Source organism: Pseudomonas parafulva NBRC 16636 = DSM 17004 (assembly GCF_000730645.1).
Taxonomy (GTDB): domain Bacteria; phylum Pseudomonadota; class Gammaproteobacteria; order Pseudomonadales; family Pseudomonadaceae; genus Aquipseudomonas; species Aquipseudomonas parafulva.
On record NZ_BBIU01000011.1, the window covers coordinates 146,063 to 167,561 of the forward strand.

The 21,499-nt window shown below is 63.5% G+C and carries 23 protein-coding genes; 19 read left to right on the forward strand and 4 right to left on the reverse strand.

Annotated elements, in window-relative coordinates; translation table 11 throughout:
- Nucleotides 1-4 precede the first annotated feature (4 nt).
- The 13 genes from PPA02S_RS08970 (at nt 5) to PPA02S_RS09025 (ending at nt 7,447) form a co-directional block, all read left to right on the forward strand.
- Nucleotides 5-997, forward strand: a complete 993-nt coding sequence (locus tag PPA02S_RS08970; protein WP_154660096.1) for a Lar family restriction alleviation protein — start codon at nt 5-7, stop codon at nt 995-997.
- A gap of 65 nt (nt 998-1,062) precedes the next feature.
- Nucleotides 1,063-1,386, forward strand: a complete 324-nt coding sequence (locus tag PPA02S_RS08975; protein ID WP_028634922.1) for a hypothetical protein — start codon at nt 1,063-1,065, stop codon at nt 1,384-1,386.
- Nucleotides 1,383-1,646: a hypothetical protein gene (locus PPA02S_RS08980; RefSeq protein WP_028634921.1), complete on the forward strand. Its 264-nt coding sequence runs from the start codon at nt 1,383-1,385 to the stop codon at nt 1,644-1,646. The genes PPA02S_RS08975 and PPA02S_RS08980 overlap by 4 nt, the downstream gene beginning before the upstream one ends.
- Nucleotides 1,643-2,008, forward strand: a complete 366-nt coding sequence (locus PPA02S_RS08985) for a hypothetical protein (protein WP_052364735.1) — start codon at nt 1,643-1,645, stop codon at nt 2,006-2,008. The genes PPA02S_RS08980 and PPA02S_RS08985 overlap by 4 nt, the downstream gene beginning before the upstream one ends.
- Nucleotides 2,005-2,307 (forward strand): hypothetical protein, encoded by a 303-nt coding sequence (locus PPA02S_RS08990; protein WP_028634919.1) that lies wholly within the window; start codon nt 2,005-2,007, stop codon nt 2,305-2,307. The genes PPA02S_RS08985 and PPA02S_RS08990 overlap by 4 nt, the downstream gene beginning before the upstream one ends.
- Nucleotides 2,304-2,498 (forward strand): hypothetical protein, encoded by a 195-nt coding sequence (locus PPA02S_RS08995; protein WP_028634918.1) that lies wholly within the window; start codon nt 2,304-2,306, stop codon nt 2,496-2,498. Before PPA02S_RS08990 ends, PPA02S_RS08995 begins: the two co-directional genes overlap by 4 nt.
- 52 nt (nt 2,499-2,550) lie before the next feature.
- A complete protein-coding gene (locus PPA02S_RS09000) occupies nt 2,551-2,907 on the forward strand; it encodes a hypothetical protein (protein ID WP_028634917.1) in 357 nt (118 codons plus the stop codon).
- A 37-nt stretch (nt 2,908-2,944) separates the two neighbouring features.
- A complete protein-coding gene (locus PPA02S_RS22575) occupies nt 2,945-3,187 on the forward strand; it encodes an excisionase (RefSeq protein WP_080667897.1) in 243 nt (80 codons plus the stop codon).
- Nucleotides 3,168-4,274 carry a phage integrase Arm DNA-binding domain-containing protein gene (locus tag PPA02S_RS09005; protein WP_028634916.1) on the forward strand — a complete coding sequence of 369 codons (1,107 nt, stop codon included), beginning with the start codon at nt 3,168-3,170 and terminating at the stop codon, nt 4,272-4,274. Before PPA02S_RS22575 ends, PPA02S_RS09005 begins: the two co-directional genes overlap by 20 nt.
- A gap of 67 nt (nt 4,275-4,341) precedes the next feature.
- The gene (locus PPA02S_RS09010) at nt 4,342-4,689 is read left to right on the forward strand and encodes an ArsC family reductase (RefSeq protein ID WP_028634915.1); all 348 of its coding nucleotides are present in this window, start codon (nt 4,342-4,344) and stop codon (nt 4,687-4,689) included.
- 29 nt (nt 4,690-4,718) lie between these two features.
- On the forward strand, nt 4,719-5,753 hold the full coding sequence (gene dapD, locus PPA02S_RS09015; RefSeq protein ID WP_028634914.1) for a 2,3,4,5-tetrahydropyridine-2,6-dicarboxylate N-succinyltransferase: 1,035 nt from the start codon (nt 4,719-4,721) through the stop codon (nt 5,751-5,753).
- Between the two features lie 81 nt (nt 5,754-5,834).
- Nucleotides 5,835-7,040 (forward strand): cysteine desulfurase, encoded by a 1,206-nt coding sequence (locus PPA02S_RS09020; protein ID WP_028634913.1) that lies wholly within the window; start codon nt 5,835-5,837, stop codon nt 7,038-7,040.
- Nucleotides 7,037-7,447 (forward strand): SufE family protein, encoded by a 411-nt coding sequence (locus PPA02S_RS09025; RefSeq protein ID WP_028634912.1) that lies wholly within the window; start codon nt 7,037-7,039, stop codon nt 7,445-7,447. Before PPA02S_RS09020 ends, PPA02S_RS09025 begins: the two co-directional genes overlap by 4 nt.
- A 7-nt stretch (nt 7,448-7,454) precedes the next feature.
- On the opposite strand, the gene tcdA is transcribed toward PPA02S_RS09025, so the two are convergent.
- A complete protein-coding gene (gene tcdA / locus PPA02S_RS09030; RefSeq protein WP_033728175.1) occupies nt 7,455-8,261 on the reverse strand; it encodes a tRNA cyclic N6-threonylcarbamoyladenosine(37) synthase TcdA in 807 nt (268 codons plus the stop codon).
- A gap of 119 nt (nt 8,262-8,380) precedes the next feature.
- Here tcdA and PPA02S_RS09035 point away from each other — a divergent pair, with 119 nt between their 5' ends.
- The 4 genes from PPA02S_RS09035 (at nt 8,381) to PPA02S_RS09050 (ending at nt 13,468) form a co-directional block, all read left to right on the forward strand.
- Nucleotides 8,381-10,972: a glycosyltransferase gene (locus PPA02S_RS09035; protein ID WP_028634910.1), complete on the forward strand. Its 2,592-nt coding sequence runs from the start codon at nt 8,381-8,383 to the stop codon at nt 10,970-10,972.
- A 140-nt stretch (nt 10,973-11,112) separates the two neighbouring features.
- Complete coding sequence (dapE, locus tag PPA02S_RS09040; protein WP_028634909.1) at nt 11,113-12,264, forward strand: succinyl-diaminopimelate desuccinylase; 1,152 nt, start codon at nt 11,113-11,115, stop codon at nt 12,262-12,264.
- Nucleotides 12,264-13,076, forward strand: coding sequence for a putative RNA methyltransferase (locus tag PPA02S_RS09045; protein ID WP_028634908.1), 813 nt, complete (start codon nt 12,264-12,266; stop codon nt 13,074-13,076). The genes dapE and PPA02S_RS09045 overlap by 1 nt, the downstream gene beginning before the upstream one ends.
- Before the next feature lie 17 nt (nt 13,077-13,093).
- Nucleotides 13,094-13,468 carry a hypothetical protein gene (locus PPA02S_RS09050; protein WP_028634907.1) on the forward strand — a complete coding sequence of 125 codons (375 nt, stop codon included), beginning with the start codon at nt 13,094-13,096 and terminating at the stop codon, nt 13,466-13,468.
- A gap of 81 nt (nt 13,469-13,549) precedes the next feature.
- On the opposite strand, the gene PPA02S_RS09055 is transcribed toward PPA02S_RS09050, so the two are convergent.
- Complete coding sequence (locus PPA02S_RS09055) at nt 13,550-13,759, reverse strand: cold-shock protein (protein ID WP_028634906.1); 210 nt, start codon at nt 13,757-13,759, stop codon at nt 13,550-13,552.
- Nucleotides 13,760-13,990: 231 nt separating this feature from the next.
- Here PPA02S_RS09055 and plsB point away from each other — a divergent pair, with 231 nt between their 5' ends.
- Together plsB and PPA02S_RS09065 are read left to right on the forward strand one after the other, a co-directional pair.
- Nucleotides 13,991-16,477 (forward strand): glycerol-3-phosphate 1-O-acyltransferase PlsB, encoded by a 2,487-nt coding sequence (plsB, locus tag PPA02S_RS09060; RefSeq protein WP_028634905.1) that lies wholly within the window; start codon nt 13,991-13,993, stop codon nt 16,475-16,477.
- Between the two features lie 31 nt (nt 16,478-16,508).
- Entirely contained in the window at nt 16,509-17,195 is a 687-nt protein-coding gene (locus PPA02S_RS09065) for a DUF4197 domain-containing protein (RefSeq protein WP_028634904.1), read from the forward strand.
- Between the two features lie 73 nt (nt 17,196-17,268).
- Here the strand turns inward: PPA02S_RS09065 and PPA02S_RS09070 are convergent, their stop codons facing one another.
- The gene (locus tag PPA02S_RS09070; RefSeq protein WP_028634903.1) at nt 17,269-20,337 is read right to left on the reverse strand and encodes an efflux RND transporter permease subunit; all 3,069 of its coding nucleotides are present in this window, start codon (nt 20,335-20,337) and stop codon (nt 17,269-17,271) included.
- A gap of 6 nt (nt 20,338-20,343) precedes the next feature.
- Nucleotides 20,344-21,429 carry an efflux RND transporter periplasmic adaptor subunit gene (locus PPA02S_RS09075; protein WP_028634902.1) on the reverse strand — a complete coding sequence of 362 codons (1,086 nt, stop codon included), beginning with the start codon at nt 21,427-21,429 and terminating at the stop codon, nt 20,344-20,346.
- Between the last annotated feature and the right edge of the window lie 70 nt (nt 21,430-21,499).

A 21,499-nucleotide genomic window follows, 5' to 3' on the forward strand; every position in this document is an offset into this window, starting at 1 on the left:
TCCCATGCCCACAGAAAACCGATCCAGCAACACAGAGATGGCCGCTCAACTGAGCCCGTGTCCGCACTGCGGTCAGCAAGATGCCTTCGTTGAGCAGCTCGACAGCGATGCCTCAGTCGTCATCTGCCAGGGCCGAATTGACGAGCACTCAGCCTGCCTTGCTCGCGGCCCAGTCGGAGTTCAGCAGCACGCATGCGAAGACCAGCCGGGCCATGACCAGGCAGTGAAAGAGTGGAACAAGCGCGCAGCAGCTGTGCACCAGCCCGACCCTATAGCCTGGATGGTTGGCACTGCCTTCTGGTGGACCAAAGAAGAGGCAGAGAGGGATGCGGCGGAGACGGGGCTGCCGATTGTTGGTCTGGGACCGATGGCAGCAGCCGCGCCAGCCGAGTCGCAGCAGGGCGAGCCGTTGGCGTTGCCTAAGCGCAAGATGCATCACCTAGATCCCTCATTCCTTTCTGAGAGTGACAAAGGCTGGAACGCCTGCCTCGACGAAATCACCAAGCTGGGGCCGCTCTTCACCCACGCCGACCCTGCCGAGGTTGAGCGGCTGCGCGAGCGCGGGGACGTAAACGCTGATCGAGCAAATAAGGCTGTGGCAGAGGGGAATACCCTGCGCGCCCAGCTGGCCGAGGCGCATGCGCTGCTGCGTGAGTGCCAGCCATGCCTGGAGAAAGCGGGATACGGAACCTGGCAAATCGATGAAATGCTATCCGCCAGCGCAGAGCCGAGCGCGCCGGTTGTTCAGATCCCCGAAGGCTACTGCGTCATGCCACGACAACTTACCGCCGAGAACGGCGCCAAGGCCATGCTGCTCGGTGAGTTCAAGCTGGAGGTTACCCGCGAATGCCCCGAGTGTGCGGAGCTCGAGGAGCCAGCCGAAGGATGCGAGATCTGCGATGGCGAGGGTGAGTACGGCCAGCGCCACGTGATCCCCTGGGACAAGATCAAGTTCATCTACAGCGAAGCCGTGAAGGGCCTTGCGCTCAAGCAGTAACCCCACCCCGCTGTAACCCCTCTCCCCTCTATTCACTGCCGCGATATGGCGGCAAAGGAATCGTCATGCCTGAAGAAACCAAGCTGATCCAGCCTGTACCGGTTGTGCGCGATGAAAATGGCTTTTGGACCGACCCGGCCTGGCCTTCCTCCGACGATGAATTAATACCGTACTCCTGGTTCGATGAGCGCGGGCTGGAGATCAAGCAGGTAGATTTCGAGTACGACGCATCTGAGACCCTGCAAGCAGCCTGGTACCACGACGGCAACGCAGACTGCACCACTTGGAATCCGAGCCAGCCGGCCGGCGATGGCTGGTTCATCTTCTCCATCCATGACACAGAGGACGGCCCGATCTGCGTTTGGGTTCGCCACAAGGTGGGTGCATGACCCGTCTTGCCATCTGCCTCCTGCTGCTAGCCACCGGCGCCAACGCGGCCCCCAAGCCACACGAGAACGTCATCGACGTGCAGCACGACAGCCAGCGCGGCGTGACCTGCTACCTGCTGAATGGGGTCGGCATCAGCTGCATCCCCGACAGCCAGCTGCAGGCCGGCAACGAGCGCCAGCTCTCCCCGCACGAAACCCAACCCGAACCTACACCCGCTCTGGCGCCTGGGCGCTGGATTGATGAGAGGTATGAGCTGTGACTGAACACATTGAAGCTGCAGCATGCGGCTATTCGGTGGGCGACTGGGAGTGCCGACCAGGCGGCTACCTGTTCTATGCCGGGGACGGCGAAGGCTACGACCCAGAGGATTGCACATACCTGTGCCCACACTGCCGCACCCAGGACTATCTTGAGTCGGCCAAGGAGGAAGCCGAATCAGTCTCCAGCTACGGCGGCACCGGCGGAAGCGGGACGGGCCTGACCATTTGGATGGCGGCCGAGCGACAGGCTCTGGAGGCAAACCGCGCTGCTTCTCTCAAAGCCCTGGCCAGTCTTGGTCCTGTGCGGGCCCTAGATGATGAAGAAGTCGTGCTTTGCAACACGCAGCAGGTGGTGTCATGACCGACCTGATCGAAGTGAAGAAGTGCACCTGCCCTTCCGGCGATGGTTCGCTGCGCTGGCCATGTCCTGTTCATCCGCCGGGCCGCACTGATGATGCAGTGGGTGCGGGCGAGATGCTCGAGCGCTTCACCCTGCATGAGTTGGAGGCCGTGCTGAAAGGCGCCAAGCCCTGTGACCTGCGCCCAAGGGAAACGACTGCCCAGTACCTGTATCGCGGCATTCAGCGGCTGGTCAAGGAGCGGGACAGGCTTCGCGAAGATCGCGACGGGCTGCTCGAAAATGGAGCGCACCTCCTATGATCCCGCGCAAAGGCTACCTTCGCCGGAAGCTGGAGGCGACTCTACTGCGCTTTGCCGCCGGCATCCTCATGCACCGCAACTGCGCCAGGTCGCTCGTTGTCAGCCGGCGCGACAACGACGACATGTGGCACATGGCCGAAAGGCTCGAATCCATCGCTGACCGCATTTCGAGCGGTTACCCAAACGCCTGACCCCTTACCCCTACTACTCAAGCCCGCCGACATGCGCGGGCGAGGAGCAACCATGTCTGATTTTCAGACCACGACCGAACCCGTGGCCAGGAAGCGCCACGCCTGCTGCGAATGCCGCGGGCATATCGAGCCTGGGAAAAGATACCAACTGGTGGCTGGCTGCTGGGAAGGTTCGATGGAGAGTTTCAAAACCTGCCTTCCATGCGCGCAAGCCCGCGACTGGGCAACTGCCCAGCCTGAATGGGTGGGTGACGGGGAGCACCTCTATTACTTCGGCATGCTGGAAGAGGACTTGGCCAACCTGGCTCCGGAGATTTCACCAGGTTACGGCCGCCGTTTCCGAGCCTATCGGCTGCAGGTGCAGATCTGCCGCCGCCGTGACGCTGCGCACTCACAGAAAGCAGCCTGACCACCAACCTGCCGCCGCCGGCGGCGTGGAGACCAACATGTGCAAAGTCACCCTCGACGAATGGGCGCACGATCACTTCAGAACGCCGCCCAGCAGCAACACTCTTCGCCGTTGGGCCCGTGAGGGCCTGATCACCCCGGCCCCGGTAAAGCACGGTCGCAGCTACTATGTTGAGGCCGATGCCTGCTACCGGGAGCCAGAGCCGCTGCCCCGCGTTCCAGTGGGCAGTTCCCTTGTTAATCGAATTGCGAGTGCACGATATGGCGCCCAGGCCGCGTAATCCTGGATCAAAGGACCTACCGCCCAACCTCTACAGAAAGACCGACAAGCGTAACGGGGTCACCTACTATACGTATCGCGACCCCGTGAGCAATCGGATGTTTGGCCTGGGCAGCGACAAGGCAAAAGCGATCGCTGAGGCGGTCTCCGCCAACATGGCCCTGCAGGTCGCACCGCCTACCTTGTCAGCGCGCTTAGCGCCCGAATCGAGCGCGCCTGATCGGAAACTCAGCGAGTGGATCGTCGAGTACTTGGCAGACCTGAAGGAACGGGAGCTTTCAGAATCGAGCATGCGCAACCTTCGGATGCGACTGAACCGGGTCGAGAAAGCATTCGGAGAGCGCGGTATCCGCACGCTGACGACCATGGACATCGCGGATTACCTATCGACCTACGTTAAAGAGGGTAAAGCCCAGATGGCCAGGGCTATGCGCTCCCTACTGCGCGACCTGTTCATGGGGGCCATGGCCAGGGGCTGGGTCGAAGCCAACCCAGTCGAAGCTACCAAAGCCGCACGAGTTAAGATCAAGCGCCAGCGCCTAACGCTAGAGCTGTGGAAAGCGATATATGAGGAGGCTGCACAGCCATGGCTCAAGCGCGCCATGGAACTCGCTCTTATAACCGGTCAGCGCCGTGAGGACATTGCTTCATTCGTTTTCAGGGATGAGGTGGACGGATTCCTGCAGGTCGTCCAATCGAAGACGGGGGCCAGGCTAAGGATCAGCACCAGCGTAACACTGGAATGCATCAGCCTGAGCCTGGGTGAAGTGATACGGCGTTGCCGGGATCGAGTGCTGTCGAAGCACCTGGTGCACCACCACCGGACAATCAGCCGCGCAAAGGCGGGATCTCCCATCATGCTCGACACAATCAGCAAAGAGTTCGCGGCGGCGCGTGACAGAGCCGCTGCGAAGCTTGGGCTCGACATGGGCGCCAGCCCGCCAACCTTTCACGAACAGCGATCATTGGCTGCTCGGCTGCATGAGGAAGAGGGTCGAGACGCACAGCGACTGCTGGGTCACCGTTCGGCCAAGATGACCGACCTATACCGCGACAGCCGTGGCGCTGAGTGGATCGATGTCGCATAATCCTGCGACTAATTTTTGGGAGATATTGGGGAGGTTTTGGGGATAAATCCCACCCCCTTTAAATTCAATGACTTACACTCTTTACGGCATCAAAGCCTGCGACACCATGAAAAAAGCACGAACCTGGCTCGACGACCAGGGCATCGTCTACGAATTCCATGACTACAAGACCCAAGGTATCGACCGTGACAGCCTGAACCGCTGGTGTGGCGAACACGGCTGGGAAGTCATCCTCAACCGTGCCGGCACCACCTTTCGCAAGCTGGATGACGCCAGCAAGGCAGACCTCGACCAGGCCAAGGCCGTCGAGTTGATGCTGGCCCAGCCGTCGATGGTCAAACGCCCGGTGCTGGACCTTGGCGCGCGTACGCTGGTGGGCTTCAAGCCCGACCTTTACGCAGCGGCCCTGGCCTGACCACCCCCTATTTCGCACGAGGTAATTCCATGTCCAATACTCTGTTCAGCCTGGCCTTCGGTGTCGGCTCCCAGAACCGCCAGGGCGCCTGGCTGGAAGTGTTCTACGCACAACCCCTGCTCAACCCGAGCGCTGAACTGGTCGCAGCTATCGCCCCGGTACTGGGCTATGAAGGCGGCAACCAGGCGATCGCCTTCAGCAATGCCCAGGCCGCACAACTGGCCGAAGCCGTACGGGGCGTGGACGCAGCCCAAGCGGCACTGCTGACCCGCCTGGCCGAGAGCCACAAGCCGCTGGTCGCCACGCTGCTGGCCGAAGACGCCGCCCTGGCCTCCACGCCTGAGGCATACCTCAAGCTGCACCTGCTGTCGCACCGCCTGGTCAAACCCCACGGCGTGAGCCTGGCGGGTATCTTCCCACTGCTGCCGAACGTGGCTTGGACCAACCTGGGCGCAGTCGACCTGGCCGAGCTGGCCGAGCTGCAACTGGAGGCGCGCCTGAAGGGTGAGCTGCTGGAAGTGTTTTCGGTAGACAAGTTCCCGAAAATGACCGACTACGTGGTACCTGCCGGCGTGCGCATCGCCGACACCGCCCGAGTGCGCCTGGGCGCCTACATCGGTGAAGGCACCACCATCATGCACGAAGGTTTCGTCAACTTTAACGCGGGCACCGAAGGCCCGGGCATGATCGAAGGCCGCGTCTCGGCGGGGGTGTTCGTTGGCAAGGGCTCAGACCTGGGCGGCGGTTGCTCGACCATGGGCACGCTGTCGGGTGGCGGCAACATCGTCATCAAGGTAGGCGAAGGCTGCCTGATCGGCGCCAACGCGGGTATCGGCATTCCGCTCGGCGACCGCAACACCGTCGAAGCCGGCCTCTACATCACCGCAGGTACCAAGGTGAACCTGCTGGACGAGAACAACGAGCTGGTCAAAGTGGTCAAGGCCCGCGACCTGGCCGGGCAGACCGACCTCCTGTTCCGTCGCAACTCGCTCAACGGTGCAGTGGAATGCAAGACCCACAAGTCGGCCATCGAGCTGAACGAGGCGCTGCACGCGCACAACTGAAAACCTGACAAGGTTTGAAGTGTTAAGATCGGGTCTGGTGCACATGCGCCAGACCCGATTTTCATTCCAGGCCCCGCGAACATGCTCCAGCCCTCCCCCTGGCGTGCCGATTTCCCCGCCATCGCCGCTCTGCAACGCCAGCACCAGACTTACCTGGACAGCGCCGCAACCGCCCAAAAGCCCCAGGCGCTACTCGATGCCCTGGCCCACTATTACGGCAACGGTGCGGCCAATGTGCACCGGGCCCAGCACCTGCCCGGTGCCTTGGCAACCCAGGCGTTCGAGACCAGCCGCAACAAGGTGGCGGCCTGGCTCAATGCCGAGCAGGCCAGCCAGATTGTGTTCACGCACGGTGCGACATCAGCGCTCAACCTGCTGGCATATGGCCTGGCGCATCGCCTTGAGGCGGGCGAAGAAATCGCCATCAGTGCCCTTGAACATCATGCCAACCTGCTGCCCTGGCAGCAGTTGGCCCAACGCCGCAACCTGCGCCTGGTGGTACTGCCGGTGGATGCGAGTGGTCATATCGACCTGGAGCAGGCACTGCAACTGATCGGCCCGCGCACCCGTGTGCTGGCTGTCAGCCAGTTGTCCAACGTGCTGGGCACCTGGCAGCCGCTGTCAGCACTGTTGGCCCATGCCCGTGCGCAGGGCGCGATAACGGTGGTGGACGGTGCCCAGGGCGTGGTGCATGGCCAGCGGGATGTGCAGCAGTTGGGGTGCGACTTCTACGTGTTCTCCAGCCACAAGCTCTACGGCCCCGATGGCGTCGGGGTGCTGTACGGGCGCAGCCAAGCGCTACCCCTGCTGAGGCATTGGCAGTTCGGCGGTGAAATGGTGCAAGTGGCCGACTATCAAAGCGCCAGCTTCCGCCCTGCACCGCTGGGGCTGGAAGCCGGTACGCCGCCTATCGCCGGGGTGATCGGCCTTGGTGCAACCCTCGGCTACCTGGGTAGCCTGGACGCTTCGGCGATCAGCGCCCACGAGGCCACCTTGCACCAGCATCTGCTGCGCGGCCTGGCCGAGCGCGATGGCATACGGTTGGTGGGTGCGCCCGACACGGCACTGGCCAGCTTCGTGGTGGAAGGCGTCCACCACGCTGACATCGCCCACCTGCTGACCGAGCAGGGTATCGCCGTACGGGCCGGCCACCACTGTGCGATGCCCCTGCTCAACGGGCTTGGGCTGGACGGTGCCATCCGTGTTTCCTTGGGGATGTACAACGACGGTGACGATCTGCAGCGGTTCTTCAGCGCGCTGGATCAGGCACTGGAGCTGCTTCGATGAGCTTGCCGGAGCAGGCGCAGCAGGCGCTGGATACGTTTGCCCAGGGCAAGGGCTGGGAGCAGCGGGCCCGCTTGCTGATGCAATGGGGCGACCGGCTGGAGCCTTTGACAGCCGCCGACAAGACCGAAGCCAACCGGGTGCATGGGTGCGAAAGCCTGGTGTGGCTGGTGGCAGAGCAGGTGGATGGGCGTTGGCGGTTTAAGGCCAGCAGTGATGCCCGCCTGTTGCGAGGCCTGCTGGCCCTGGTTCTGGTGCGGGTGCAAGGCCTGGCGGTTGCAGACCTGGCGGCGCTCGACCTGCGCGACTGGTTCAGCCAGCTGGGGCTGGAGCGCCAGCTGTCGCCCTCGCGCACCAACGGGCTGCATGCGGTGGTGCAGCGGATGGCGGAACTGGCCTCTGGCCGCTGATCGCCACCTACGGGGCTGGGCGCTCGGAGGGGCGGCGGGCGCCAGCTACCAGCTTTTCCACCGCCTTGCTCGCCGCCACCATGCCGAAGGTGGCTGTCACCATCATCACCGCACCAAAGCCACCGGCGCAGTCCAGCCGCACGCCCTCACCCACGAAGCTTTTCTGCAGGCACACACTGCCATCCCCTTTGGGATAACGCAGCTGCTCGCTGGAAAACACACAAGGCACACCGTAATTGCGGCTGACGTTGCGCGAGAAGTTGTAATCGCGGCGCAGGGTTGAGCGCACCCGCGAGGCCAGCGGGTCGTTGAAGGTCTTGTTGAGGTCGGCCATCTGCACCTGGGTTGGGTCGATCTGCCCGCCCGCGCCACCGGTGGTGACCACGGCGATCTTGCGGCGGCGACACCAGGCGATCAGCGCCGCCTTGGCCATCACGCTGTCGATGCAGTCGATCACGCAATCCAGGTGCTCGGTGATGTATTCCACCATGGTGTCACGGGTGACGAAATCGGCCACCGCATGCACCTTGCACGCCGGGTTGATCGCGCGCAGGCGCTCGGCCATGACGTCCACCTTGGCCCGCCCTACCTGCCCCTCCAGGGCATGGGCCTGGCGGTTGGTGTTGCTGACGCAGACATCGTCCAGGTCGAACAGGGTAAGCTCGCCCACGCCACTGCGTGCCAGCGCCTCGGCCACCCACGAGCCTACGCCGCCAACCCCCACCACCGCCACGTGGGCCTGCTGCAGGCGTTGCAACCCCTGGTCGCCATACAACCGGGCGACACCGGCGAAGCGTGGATCCTCTGTACTCATGCTCAACCCCCAAAAAACCGGCGCGCAGTATAAGCGAGCCTGCCCTCAGCCTGCACCGTTAGGAAAGATCCTATCAACCCTGCTTTAATGTCCTATCACCTCGACACATATGGACGACAATGTCTTCACGTAAATTCGGCCTGAACCTGGTTGTGGTCCTGGCCATCGCCGCGTTGTTCACCGGCTTCTGGGCGCTGATCAACCGCCCTGTTTCGGCGCCTGCGTGGCCTGAGCAGATCTCCGGTTTCTCCTACTCGCCGTTCCGCCTGGGGGAGAGCCCGCAGAAAGGCCAGTACCCCGACGACAACGAGATGCGCCAGGACCTGGAGCAGTTGAGCAAGCTAACCGACAGCATTCGTATCTACACGGTGGAAGGCACCCAGGCCGATATTCCGAAGCTGGCCGAGGAGTTTGGCCTGCGGGTCACCTTGGGCATCTGGATCAGCCCTGACCTGGAGCGCAACGAGCGGGAAATCGCCACCGCCATTGAGCTGGCCAATACCTCGCGCAGCGTCGTGCGTGTGGTGGTCGGCAACGAGGCGTTGTTCCGCGAAGAGGTCACCCCGGAAAACCTGATCAAGTACCTGGACCGGGTGCGCGCTGCCGTTAAAGTGCCGGTGACCACCAGTGAACAGTGGCACATCTGGAAGCAGAACCCGCAGCTGGCCAAGCATGTCGACCTGATTGCCGCGCACATCCTGCCGTACTGGGAATTCGTGCCCATGAAGGACTCGGTGGCATTCGTGCTGGACCGGGCCCGTGAGCTCAAGCACCAGTTCCCACGCAAACCCCTGCTGCTGTCAGAGGTCGGTTGGCCCAGCAATGGCCGCATGCGCGGTGGCGCCGACGCCACCCAGGCCGACCAGGCGATCTACCTGCGCACCCTGGTCAACACCCTCAACCGTCGAGGCTTCAACTACTTTGTCATCGAGGCCTATGACCAGCCGTGGAAAGCCAGTGACGAGGGGTCGGTAGGCGCCTACTGGGGCGTGTTTAACGCCGAGCGCCAGCAGAAATTCAACTTCGAGGGCCCGGTGGTGGCGATCCCGCAGTGGCGCGCCTTGGCGGTGGCCTCGGTGGTGCTGGCACTGATCGCCTTGATGGTGCTGTTCATCGACGGCTCTGCCTTGCGCCAGCGGGGGCGCACTTTCCTCACCTTCATCACCTTCCTGTGCGGGTCGGTGCTGGTGTGGATTGCCTACGACTACAGCCAGCAATACAGCACCTGGTTCAGTTTGACGGTAGGCGTGCTGCTGGCCCTCGGGGCGCTGGGCGTATTCATCGTGCTGCTTACCGAAGCCCACGAATTGGCCGAGGCGGTGTGGATCCACAAACGCCGCCGCGAGTTCCTGCCGGTGCAGGGCGACAGCCCCTACCGGCCCAAGGTCTCGGTGCATGTGCCGTGTTACAACGAACCGCCAGAGATGGTCAAACAGACCCTCGATGCCCTTGCCGCACTGGACTACCCCGACTACGAAGTGCTGGTGATCGACAACAACACCAAGGACCCGGCTGTGTGGGAGCCGCTGAAGGCCCACTGTGAAAAGCTCGGCGAACGTTTCAGGTTTTTCCACGTGGCACCGCTTGCCGGTTTCAAGGGCGGCGCCCTGAACTACCTGATTCCGCACACGGCCAAGGACGCCGAAGTGATTGCCGTGATCGACTCGGACTACTGCGTGGACCGCAACTGGCTCAAGCACATGGTGCCGCACTTCGCCGACCCGAAGATTGCCGTGGTGCAATCACCCCAGGACTACCGCGACCAGCACGAGAGCGCGTTCAAGAAGCTGTGCTACAGCGAGTACAAAGGCTTTTTCCACATTGGCATGGTCACCCGCAACGACCGGGACGCCATCATCCAGCATGGCACCATGACCATGACCCGGCGCAGTGTGCTGGACGAACTGGGCTGGGCCGAATGGTGCATCTGCGAGGACGCCGAACTGGGCCTGCGGGTCTTCGAAAAAGGCCTTTCGGCAGCCTATGCCCACAACAGCTACGGCAAGGGCCTGATGCCCGACACCTTCATCGACTTCAAGAAGCAGCGGTTCCGCTGGGCCTATGGGGCCATCCAGATCATCAAGCACCACGCGGGCGCCCTGCTGCGCGGCAAGGGCAGCGAACTGACACGCGGCCAGCGCTACCACTTTTTGGCCGGCTGGCTGCCCTGGATCGCCGATGGCATGAACATCTTCTTCACCGTCGGCGCGCTGCTGTGGTCGGCGGCCATGATCATCGTGCCGCACCGGGTGGACCCGCCGCTGATGATCTTCGCCATCCCGCCGCTGGCGCTGTTCTTCTTCAAGGTGGGCAAGATCATCTTCCTGTATCGCCGCGCAGTCGGGGTTGACCTCAAGGACGCCTTCGCCGCCGCGCTGGCCGGGCTGGCGCTGTCGCACACCATCGCCAAGGCCGTGCTGTATGGCTTCTTCACCAGCAGCATGCCGTTCTTCCGCACGCCAAAGAACGCCGACAGCCATGGGTTGCTGGTGGCCATTTCCGAGGCACGGGAGGAGCTGTTCATCATGGTACTGTTGTGGGGCGCAGCCTTGGGCATCTACCTGGTGCAAGGGCTGCCAAGCTCGGACATGCGCTTCTGGGTGGCGATGTTGTTAGTGCAGTCGCTGCCGTATCTGGCGGCGCTGGTGATGGCGTTTCTCTCGTCGCTGCCCAAGCCGGAGGAGAAGGCCGTGCAGGCGCAGCAAGGTTGAGATTGGGGGCTGTTTTGCAGCCCGGTCGCCGCAGTTCGTCGTCACGACGGGCCGAGGCGATCGGGCAGTGAAGGCTGACACCATTTGATATAAGATAACGGCCCTCAGATTTCCCCGCCTTGCCTTGCCCGGAGTTACCCATGACGGCCCACGCCGACCTCTCGCCTACCCTTCAACTGGCCTGCGACCTGATCCGGCGCCCCTCGGTCACCCCCGTTGACGCCGATTGCCAGGCGCAGATGATGCACCGCCTGGGCGCCGTGGGTTTCCACCTTGAGCCCATGCGCATCGAAGACGTCGACAATTTCTGGGCCACCCACGGCAACCAGGAAGGCCCGGTGCTGTGCTTCGCTGGCCATACCGACGTGGTGCCGACCGGGCCAGTGCAGCAATGGCAGCATGAACCGTTCGATGCATTGATCGATGCTGACGGCATGCTTTGCGGCCGGGGTGCTGCCGACATGAAGGGCAGCCTGGCCTGCATGGTGATCGCCAGCGAACGCTTCGTGCAGGACTACCCGAACCACCGCGGCAAGGTGGCCTTCCTGATCACCAGCGACGAAGAAGGCCCGGCCCACCACGGCACCAAGGCGGTGGTCGAGCGCCTGCAGGCGCGCAACGAGCGCCTGGACTGGTGCATCGTCGGCGAGCCGTCCAGCACCCGCCTGCTGGGCGACGTGGTGAAAAACGGCCGGCGCGGCTCGCTCGGTGCCAAGCTGACCGTGCGCGGCAAGCAAGGCCATGTGGCCTACCCACACCTGGCGCGTAACCCCATTCACCTGGCCGCACCGGCACTGGCGGAGCTGGCCGCCGAGCACTGGGACGAGGGCAATGCCTTCTTTCCGCCCACCAGCTTCCAGATCTCCAACCTCAATTCCGGCACTGGTGCCACCAACGTGGTGCCGGGCGAACTCCACGCCCTGTTCAACTTCCGTTTTTCCACCGAATCCACGGTAGAAGGCCTGCAAGCGCGGGTAGCGGCGATTCTCGACAAGCACCAGTTGGACTGGTCGGTGGAGTGGGCACTGTCGGGGCTGCCGTTCCTCACTGAGCCAGGCGAGCTGCTCGACGCCGTGGCGGCCAGCATCAAGGGCGTCACCGGCCGTGACACCGTGCCCTCCACCAGCGGCGGCACCTCGGATGGCCGTTTCATTGCCACCATGGGCACCCAGGTGGTGGAGCTCGGCCCGGTCAACGCGACCATCCACCAGGTCGACGAGCGAATCCTGGCCAGCGACCTCGACCTGCTGACCGAGATCTATTACCACACCCTGGTAAGGTTGCTGGCCTGATGCTCACCTGCCCACTCTGCCAGGCGCCGCTCAGCCAGCTGGACAATGGCGTGGTATGCCCTGCCGGGCATCGCTTCGACCGCGCCCGCCAAGGCTACCTGAACCTGCTGCCAGTGCAGCACAAGAACAGCCGTGACCCGGGTGACAACCAGGCCATGGTCGAAGCCCGACGCAACTTCCTCGACGCCGGCCACTATGCGCCGGTCGCCAAACGCCTGGCGGAGCTGGCCAGCGAGCGGCAACCCGGCGCCTGGCTGGATATCGGCTGTGGCGAGGGCTACTACACAGCCCAGCTTGCCCAGGCGCTGCCGGATGCCCAGGGCTACGCCCTGGATATCTCCCGTGAAGCGGTAAAGCGGGCGTGCCGGCGTGCCCCAGCCGTGACCTGGATGGTCGCCAGCATGGCCCGGGTGCCGCTGGCAGACCAAAGCTGCCAGTTCGTGGCCAGCGTGTTCAGCCCGCTGGACTGGGCCGAAGCAAGGCGCGTACTCAGCCCCGGTGGTGGCCTGATGCGTGTCGGCCCCACCAGCGGCCACCTGATGGAACTGCGCCAGGCGCTTTACGATGAAGTGCGGCCCTATGCCGACGACAAGCACCTTGGCCTAGTCCCCCCTGGTATGGCTCATGCCCATAGCGAAACCCTGGAGTTCCGCCTGAGCCTGGTTGCCCCCCAGGCCCGCGCCGACCTGTTGGCCATGACCCCACACGGCTGGCGCGCCAGTGCCGACAAACGTGCGCAGGTGATCGAGCACCCCGCGCCATTCGACGTTACAGTGTCCATGCGGTACGACTATTTCGTGCGCCAAGACTGAGCACACCCGGAGCCTTCATGCGCCAACCTGATATCGAGATCTACCTGAGGGACGCGGACGTCGACCACAAGCAGCTTGCCCAGTGGCTGACCCAGGCAATAGCCCCTTGCAGTGACTGGCAGCAGAAAGGCCAGACCTTCAAATGCCAGGCCGGTAACATTCCGGTCACCTGGTTACCCAAAGCTGTGGGGAAATGGAACAGCCTTTACCTGGAAAGCGACCAGACGCCGTGGGCCGATGATGTGGCCTGCGCCCGCGCTGCTTTCGCTGCGCTGGGCGTGGAAGTGCGCTGCGCACCGGGCGGCTGGGTAGAGGAAGACGGCGAGGAAGATGCCGACCGGTGGGTGCGCATCAGTGCCGACGGTGAAGAAGAAATCACCTGGCGTACCTGACTGCACCACGCCTGTCGTGAAGCCTGGCCTGCCGGTCACACCGGCAAGCCCGCTTGCGCCACAAACCCTGCATTGCGTGGCTCAGAGGCCTACCACGTCCTCGGCTTGCAAGCCTTTCTGGCCCTCGATGCAGGCGTATTCCACGCGTTGCCCTTCGACCAGGGTACGATGCCCCTCACCGCGGATCGCCCGATAGTGGACAAACACATCCGCGCCCCCCTCGCGCTGAATGAAGCCGTAACCCTTGGCATCGTTGAACCACTTTACATTCCCAGTCTCACGAGACGACATCTGAACTACTCCGGATTTTTATTGTGAACTTCACCTTGCCGACCCATGAACGCATGCCTGGGTCGACGCCGCTTGGGCGAATATCCTGCAAGTGGCAGGCCGATTTTATGACCCAGAACAAAAAATTTTGATGACCATGGCGCCGTTCGGCGGTTTTTGCTGAACTTGCGCATATACGGCAGACTAAATGGCTGAATACCCCTCGAACCCTTCACCCAGGGCACACACCCCATGACCCGTTCCCCCCTGCGCCGCCTGATTTTCGGCGGCCTGCGTCGCCTGTTGTACCTGTGGGTGCGCTCCGAAACCATCAACCAGTCGTCCCTGAGCCTCAAGCTCGACCGCAGCCGCCCGGTGTTCTATGCCCTGCCCTCTCCGGCATTGACCGACCTGGTGGTGCTGGACCATGAATGCACCAAGGCCGGGCTGCCACGCCCCGTACTGCCGGTGGCCGTCGGCGGGCTGCATGAACCCGCCGCGTTCTTCTACCTCACCCCCGAACCCGACTGGCTCGGGCGCCATGACAAAAGCGGCGCCCCCCCCACGCTGGAGCGACTGGTCGCGGCAGTCAGCCAGCACCCTGAAGAGGACGCGCAGATCATTCCCGTCAGCGTGTTCTGGGGTCAGACACCTGCCAGCGAGTCGAGCCCGTGGAAGCTGCTGTTCGCCGACAGCTGGGCCGTGACCGGGCGCCTGCGCCGGCTGCTGACAGTGCTGATTCTGGGGCGCAAGACGCGGGTGCAGTTTTCCGCCCCCATCCACCTGCGCGAACTGGTAGAGCAGAACAAAGGCCACGAGCGAACCGTACGCCTGGCCCAGCGCCTGATGCGCGTGCATTTTCGCAACCTGCGCACTGCCGTCATCGGGCCGGACATCTCGCACCGGCGCAACCTGGTCAAAGGCCTGGTGCATGCGCCCCTGGTGCGCCAGGCCATCGCCGAGCAAGCCCAGCGCGAGAACATCCCGCAAGCCAAGGCAGAAGCCCAGGCCTTGCGTTACGGCAACGAAATCGCCTCGGACTACACCTACACCGCCATACGCTTCCTTGAGGTGGTACTCAGCTGGTTCTGGCACAAGATCTATGACGGCATCAAGGTCAACCATATCGAGCAGGTGCAAGGCATCGCGCCGGGTCATGAGGTGATCTACGTGCCCTGCCACCGCAGCCACATCGACTACCTGCTGCTGTCGTACCTGTTGTTCCGCAACGGCCTGACGCCGCCCCACGTCGCCGCCGGCATCAACCTGAACATGCCCGTGGTCGGCAACCTGCTGCGCCGGGGCGGCGCGTTCTTCATGCGCCGCACGTTCAAGGGCAACCCGCTGTACACCGCCGTGTTCAACGAATACCTGCATACGCTCTACACCAAGGGCTTCCCGGTGGAATACTTCGTCGAAGGCGGGCGCTCACGCACCGGGCGCATGCTGCAGCCCCGCACCGGCATGCTGGCCATTACCTTGCGCAGCTTTTTGCGGTCATCCCGTACGCCGATCGTGTTCGTCCCGGTGTACATCGGCTATGAACGCGTGCTCGAGGGCCGCACGTACCTGGGCGAACTGCGCGGCGCCAGCAAGAAAAAAGAGTCGATATTCGACATCTTCAAGGTGTTCGGCGCACTCCGTCAGCGCTTCGGCCAGGTATCGGTCAACTTCGGCGAACCTATCAAGCTGGCGGGTTTTCTGGATGAGCAGCAGCCCGGCTGGCGTGAACAGGACCATGCGCCGCAGTTCCGCCCGGCCTGGCTCAACGAAACCACCACCCGCCTGGGCGAAACCGTGGCTAGGCACCTGAACGGCGCGGCGGCCATCAACCCGGTCAACCTGGTGGCGCTGGCGCTGCTGTCTACCAGCCGCCTGGCGCTGGACGAGCGGGCGCTGGTTCGCGTGCTCGACCTGTACCTGGCACTGCTGCGCAAAGTGCCCTACTCGCCCCATACCACGCTGCCCGAGGGCGATGGCCAGGCCCTGATCGAACACGTGCGCGGCATGGACCTGGTGGCCGAGCAGAAGGACGCACTGGGCCGCATCCTTTACCTGGACGAGGGCAACGCGGTACTGATGACGTATTACCGCAACAATGTGCTGCATATTTTTGCCCTGCCGGCCCTGCTGGCAAGCTTCTTCCTCAGCAACTCACGGATGAGCCGCGAGCTGCTGGGCCAATATGTGCACGCGCTGTACCCCTACCTGCAGGCCGAGCTGTTCTTGCGCTGGTCGCCTGAGCAGTTGGACGAGGCAATTGACCAGTGGCTTGCGGCGCTGGTGGAGCAAGGCCTGCTACGCCAGGACAATGACGTGTACATACGCCCGTCGCCCAGCTCGCGACAGTTCGTCTTGCTGACCCTGCTGGCGCGCAGCATCACCCAGACCCTGCAGCGCTTCTACATGGCCACTTCGCTGCTGCTCAACAGCGGCCAGCACAGTTTGAGCGCCGAAGCCCTGGAAGACCTGTGCGTGATGATGGCCCAGCGGCTGTCGATTCTGCATGGCCTGAACGCGCCGGAGTTTTTCGACAAGACGCTGTTCCGCCATTTCATCCAGACCCTCGTCACCCAAGGCGTGCTGCGCGCCGATGGGCAAGGCAAACTGGGCTATCACGACAAGCTGGGCGACGTGGCCGAAGCGGTGGCCAAACGCGTGCTGTCGGCCGAACTGCGCCTTTCGATCCGCCAGGTGGCACTGCACCGCGATGACGGCTTGAGCACCTCGGCGCTGTGAACATTCATTCTCTGTGTAAGGAAAGCCCCCTATGTTGCGTACCCCACTGCGTCTAACCACCCTGTGCGCCGGCCTGCTGCTGTCGGCCAGCGCCCTGGCGCTGTCTTTGTCCGACCTGAGCCAGAAAGACGCCACCGGCGGCCTCAAGGATGCGCTCACCCAAGGGGCACAGTTGGCCGTCAAGCAGCTCAGCGCACCCGGCGGTTTCAACAACAACCCTGATGTGCGCATCGAACTGCCCGGCAACCTGGGCAAGGCGGCCAAGGCCATGAAGATGTTCGGCAAGGGCGAGCAGGTCGAGGCCCTGGAAACCAGCATGAACAAGGCCGCCGAGGCCGCCGTGCCACAGGCGCAGGCAATTCTGGTCAACGCGGTGAAGAACATGACCGTGACCGACGCCAAGGGCATCCTCAGCGGCGGTGAAGACGCTGCCACCCAGTACCTGAACAAGAGCAGCCGCGAGCAGATCCGTGCCAAGTTCCTGCCCATCGTCAAGCAAGCCACCGACCAAGTGGGTGTGGTCCAGCAATACAACGCCTTCGCTGCGCAGGCCAAAGGCCTGGGCCTGGTAAAAAACGACCCCAATATTGAAAGCTACGTGACGGAAAAGGCACTGGACGGCCTGTTCGAGATGATCGGCAAACAAGAGCAGAGCATCCGCCAGAACCCTGCACAGGCGGCCACCAGCCTGGCCAAGAAGGTGTTTGGCGCACTGTGATTCTGAAGTGTCGGGGCTGCCTTGCAGCCCCTTCGCCGCAGCGCTTCGTCACCACGAACTGCAGCGATGTAGCCTAGTCGCTTTTCCTGACCCTGAACCAGGCCGCATACAGCGCTGGCAGAAACAGCAAGGTCAAGGCGGTAGCCACGATCAGCCCCCCCATGATCGCCACCGCCATCGGCCCGTAGAACACACTGCGCGACAACGGGATCATCGCCAACACGGCCGCCAGCGCAGTCAGCACAATGGGGCGGAAGCGTCGCACCGTGGCCTCGATGATTGCTTGCCAACGGCCAAGGCCGGCGGCGATGTCCTGCTCTATCTGATCCACCAGAATCACCGAATTGCGCATGATCATCCCCGCCAGGGCAATGGTGCCGAGCATGGCGACGAAGCCGAACGGCTGGCGGAACACCAGCAGGAACAGGGTTACCCCGATCAACCCAAGCGGCGCAGTGAGAAACACCATGACCGTGCGCGAGAAACTGCGCAGCTGGATCATCAACAGGCTCAGCACCACCACCACGAACAACGGCATACCCGCGTTCACCGACTTCTGCCCACGCTCGGCATCCTCGACCGTGCCGCCCACCTCCAGCAGGTAACCCTCGGGCAAGCTGGCCCGGATGCCCTGCAACGTCGGCTCGATCTGCTTCACCAGGGTCGCGGGTTGCTGCTTGTCGTAGATATCGGCACGCACGGTGACCGTCGGCAAGCGGTTGCGGTGCCAGATGATGCCTTCCTCGAAGCCATAGGCCAGGGTCGCCACCTGTGACAGCGCCACGCTGTGGCCATTTTCAGTGGGCAAGGCCAGGCTGGCCAGGTTGCCCAGCTCGCCACGCTCCTGCGCGGTGCCGCGCAACAGAATCTCGATCAGTTCGTTGTCCTCGCGGTACTGGCTGACCGTGGTACCGGTCAGCGAGCTTCGCAGGAAGCTCGACAGCTGAGCAGTGCTCACGCCCAGTGCCCGCGCGCGGTCCTGGTCAATCTCCAGGAACACCGCCTTGCTGGGCTCTTCCCAATCAAGGTGCACATTGACCACATGGGGGTTTTCGCGCACCTTCTCGGCCACCTGCCGTGCCAGCTCGCGTGCGGTCTCGATATGCTCGCCGGTGACCCGAAACTGCACCGGGTAGCCCACAGGCGGGCCGTTTTCCAGGCGCGTGACCCGGGCGCGGACGTCCGGGAACTGCTGGTCCACGGTATCGATCAGCCAGTTGCGCAGGCGCTCGCGGGCCTCCATGGATTCGGCCAGCACCACGAACTGGGCAAAGCTCGGCGCCGGCAGTTGCTGATCCAGCGGCAGGTAGAAGCGCGGCGAGCCGGTGCCCACGTAAGCCACGTAATTGTCGATGCCCTGCTGCTGGCGCAGCAGCGCTTCGAGCTGCCTCACCTTCTCGGCGGTGTTGGCCAGGGACGCCCCTTCGGCCAGCTTCAGGTCGACCATCAGTTCCGGGCGGCCCGATGCGGGGAAGAACTGCTGCGGCACGAAACGGAACAGCAGGATGCTTCCGGCAAAGGCGGCGAGGGTCAGCAGGATCACTGTCTTGCGCCGGCGCACGCACCACTCCACCACCCGCCTGACACGCCGATAGAAGGGTGTGGCGTAGGGGTCGGGCGCAAAACCATCCTCGCCATGGCGCGCTTCACGCTGCCTGGCCAGGTCCGGCAGCAGGCGCTCCCCCAGATACGGTACGAACACCACGGCGGCTACCCACGAAGCCAGCAGGGCGATGGTGACCACCTGGAAGATCGAACGGGTGTACTCGCCGGTACTGGAGGCGGCCGTCGCAATGGGCAGAAAACCCGCTGCCGTGATCAGTGTGCCGGTGAGCATCGGGAACGCGGTGCTGGTCCAGGCATAGCTGGCGGCCTTGAGGCGGTCGTAGCCCTGCTCCATCTTGATCGCCATCATTTCCACGGCAATGATCGCATCGTCCACCAGCAGCCCCAACGCCAGCACCAGCGCGCCCAGGGATATCTTGTGCAGGCCGATGCCGAAGTAGTACATGGCAGCGAACGTCATGGCCAGCACCAGCGGGATGGCCAGGGCCACCACCAGCCCGGTACGCAGCCCCAGGGAGAAGAAGCTGACCAGCAGCACGATGACCAATGCTTCGATCAGCACCTGGACGAATTCGCCTACACCGGCTTTCACCGCCGCGGGCTGATCGGAAACCTTGCGCAGCTCCATGCCCGCCGGCAGGCTGCGCGCCAGCCGCTCGAACTCGCTTTCCAGGGCCTTGCCGAGCACCAGGATGTCGCCGCCGTCCTTCATCGACACGGCCAGGCCAATGGCATCCTCACCCATGAAGCGCATACGCGGCGCGGGGGGGTCGTTGAAGCCACGCTGCACCTCGGCCACATCGCCAATGCGCAGGGTGCGGTCACCCACGCGCAGGGGAAACTGACGGATCTGCTCGACACTGTCAAAACGCCCACTTACGCGTAGTTGCAGACGTTCACTGGGCGTTTCGAAGAAGCCTGCGGTGCTGACTGCGTTTTGCTCCTGCAGGGCCTGTTGCACGGCCTGCAGGGGTATCCCCAACGTGGCCAGCTTGAGGTTGGACAGTTCGATCCAGACCTTTTCGTCCTGCAGGCCGAGCAGCTCGACCTTGCCCACATCCTTCACCCGCTGCAGCTGAATCTGGATGCGGTCGGCATAGTCCTTGAGCACCGCATAATCGAACCCTTCACCGGTCAGTGCGTAGATATTGCCGAAGGTGGTACCGAACTCGTCATTGAAAAACGGCCCCTGGATTTCCGGTGGCAGGGTGTGACGAATGTCCGCGACCTTCTTGCGGATCTGGTACCACAACTCAGGGATGTCCTTGGAATGCAGTGAGTCCCGCGCCATGAAAGTGACCTGTGACTCACCGGGGCGCGAGAACGAGACGATCCGCTCGTACTCGCCGGTTTCCATCAACTTCTTCTCGATGCGCTCGGTGACTTGCCGCGAAACTTCTTCGGCGGTCGCGCCCGGCCACAGGGTACGGATGACCATGGCCTTGAAGGTAAAGGGCGGATCTTCACTTTGCCCCAGTTTGGTGTAGGACAGCGCGCCGATCGCGGCCAGTAGAATCATCAGGAACAGCACGATCTGGCGGTTGCGCAACGCCCAGGCAGACAGGTTGAACCCCATCGGGACTTACTCCTTGACCGTCAGGTTCACAACCCGGTTATTACGGTCCACCGGGCGGACCTGCTGGCCCTCGCGCAGTACATGACCACCCGCTGCCACCACCCAGTCACCCGCCGCAAGGCCCGCCAGCACCGGCACGCTTTCTGACCCGTAGGGCCCCAGCTGCACCACGGCGCGCTCCAGCCGGCTTTCGCTGTTCACCCGCCAGACGTAGGCCTGGCCGTTTTCTGCGGTAACGGCCGACAGCGGCACCGACAATGGCACCTGCCCTGGATGGGCGATGAACACCCTGGCGCTCTGGCCCAGTTCGGCGGGCACAGCAGCGGAGGTGAACGCGATGCGCGCGGCGAAGGTGCGCGAGCGGGCATCGGCCGAAGGCGACAGCTCCCGGATGCGCCCAGCAAAGCGCTGGCCGGGGTTCGACCACAGCTCCACGCTGACCGGCTGGCCCACCTTCAGCCGGGCGAACTGCTGTTCAGGCAGGGCAATCGCCACTTCACGCTCACCGTCAGCGGCCAGGGTGAAGATGGTCTGGCCTGCGGCGACCACCTGGCCAACTTCCACCTGACGCCTGGCCACAACCCCCGCCTGGGGGGCGCGCAGCACGGCGTAGTCCGCCTGGTTGCCGGCTACATCCACCTCGGCCTTGGCCTGCTTGAGGCGGGCAAGGCCGGCGCGGTAGAGGTTTTCAGCATTGTCGTATTGGGAATGGCTGATCATCTGCCGTTCCAGCAATTTCTGGTAACGGTCACGCTCGGTGCGCACCAGCGCCAGGTTGGCTTCGGCCCCGGCTAATTGGGCACGGTTGGCTTCCAGTTGCAGGCGCACGTCTTGAGGGTCCAGCTCGGCCAGCGGCTGGTCGGCCTTGACCCGCTGCCCCTCCTCCACCAGCCGGCGGTTGACCTTGCCGCCGATGCGAAAAGCCAGCGCAGGCTCCAGCCGGGCCCTGACTTCGCCAGGGTAACTGTCGGCTGCCGCTTCAGCCGGCTGCGGCTGGGTAACCAGCGCCGGGCGTACTGCGGGTGGCGGTGCGGGTTCCTGGCTGCACGCGGCAAGCAGCAGCAAGGCAACGGGCATGGCATGGCGCGGCATCTGGAATCCTTTCGCGGCGTGCAGTATTGGATATTTGTACTGGTGAGTATATTAAGTCAGCCGGTGCACG

Bases quoted from the DNA above. Each gene is read 5' to 3' on its own strand.
- PPA02S_RS09070 (WP_028634903.1), bottom strand. From the start codon at position 20,337: ATGGGGTTCAACCTGTCTGCCTGGGCGTTGCGCAACCGCCAGATCGTG.
- PPA02S_RS09005 (WP_028634916.1), top strand. From the start codon at position 3,168: ATGGCGCCCAGGCCGCGTAATCCTGGATCAAAGGACCTACCGCCCAAC.
- PPA02S_RS09055 (WP_028634906.1), bottom strand. From the start codon at position 13,759: ATGTCGTCTCGTGAGACTGGGAATGTAAAGTGGTTCAACGATGCCAAG.
- dapE (WP_028634909.1), top strand. From the start codon at position 11,113: ATGACGGCCCACGCCGACCTCTCGCCTACCCTTCAACTGGCCTGCGAC.
- PPA02S_RS09010 (WP_028634915.1), top strand. From the start codon at position 4,342: ATGACTTACACTCTTTACGGCATCAAAGCCTGCGACACCATGAAAAAA.
- PPA02S_RS09020 (WP_028634913.1), top strand. From the start codon at position 5,835: ATGCTCCAGCCCTCCCCCTGGCGTGCCGATTTCCCCGCCATCGCCGCT.
- dapD (WP_028634914.1), top strand. From the start codon at position 4,719: ATGTCCAATACTCTGTTCAGCCTGGCCTTCGGTGTCGGCTCCCAGAAC.
- PPA02S_RS22575 (WP_080667897.1), top strand. From the start codon at position 2,945: ATGTGCAAAGTCACCCTCGACGAATGGGCGCACGATCACTTCAGAACG.
- PPA02S_RS09050 (WP_028634907.1), top strand. From the start codon at position 13,094: ATGCGCCAACCTGATATCGAGATCTACCTGAGGGACGCGGACGTCGAC.
- PPA02S_RS08975 (WP_028634922.1), top strand. From the start codon at position 1,063: ATGCCTGAAGAAACCAAGCTGATCCAGCCTGTACCGGTTGTGCGCGAT.
- PPA02S_RS09045 (WP_028634908.1), top strand. From the start codon at position 12,264: ATGCTCACCTGCCCACTCTGCCAGGCGCCGCTCAGCCAGCTGGACAAT.
- PPA02S_RS09025 (WP_028634912.1), top strand. From the start codon at position 7,037: ATGAGCTTGCCGGAGCAGGCGCAGCAGGCGCTGGATACGTTTGCCCAG.
- PPA02S_RS08990 (WP_028634919.1), top strand. From the start codon at position 2,005: ATGACCGACCTGATCGAAGTGAAGAAGTGCACCTGCCCTTCCGGCGAT.
- PPA02S_RS09000 (WP_028634917.1), top strand. From the start codon at position 2,551: ATGTCTGATTTTCAGACCACGACCGAACCCGTGGCCAGGAAGCGCCAC.
- PPA02S_RS09035 (WP_028634910.1), top strand. From the start codon at position 8,381: ATGTCTTCACGTAAATTCGGCCTGAACCTGGTTGTGGTCCTGGCCATC.
- PPA02S_RS09065 (WP_028634904.1), top strand. From the start codon at position 16,509: ATGTTGCGTACCCCACTGCGTCTAACCACCCTGTGCGCCGGCCTGCTG.
- PPA02S_RS09075 (WP_028634902.1), bottom strand. From the start codon at position 21,429: ATGCCGCGCCATGCCATGCCCGTTGCCTTGCTGCTGCTTGCCGCGTGC.
- tcdA (WP_033728175.1), bottom strand. From the start codon at position 8,261: ATGAGTACAGAGGATCCACGCTTCGCCGGTGTCGCCCGGTTGTATGGC.
- PPA02S_RS08970 (WP_154660096.1), top strand. From the start codon at position 5: ATGCCCACAGAAAACCGATCCAGCAACACAGAGATGGCCGCTCAACTG.
- PPA02S_RS08995 (WP_028634918.1), top strand. From the start codon at position 2,304: ATGATCCCGCGCAAAGGCTACCTTCGCCGGAAGCTGGAGGCGACTCTA.
- plsB (WP_028634905.1), top strand. From the start codon at position 13,991: ATGACCCGTTCCCCCCTGCGCCGCCTGATTTTCGGCGGCCTGCGTCGC.
- PPA02S_RS08980 (WP_028634921.1), top strand. From the start codon at position 1,383: ATGACCCGTCTTGCCATCTGCCTCCTGCTGCTAGCCACCGGCGCCAAC.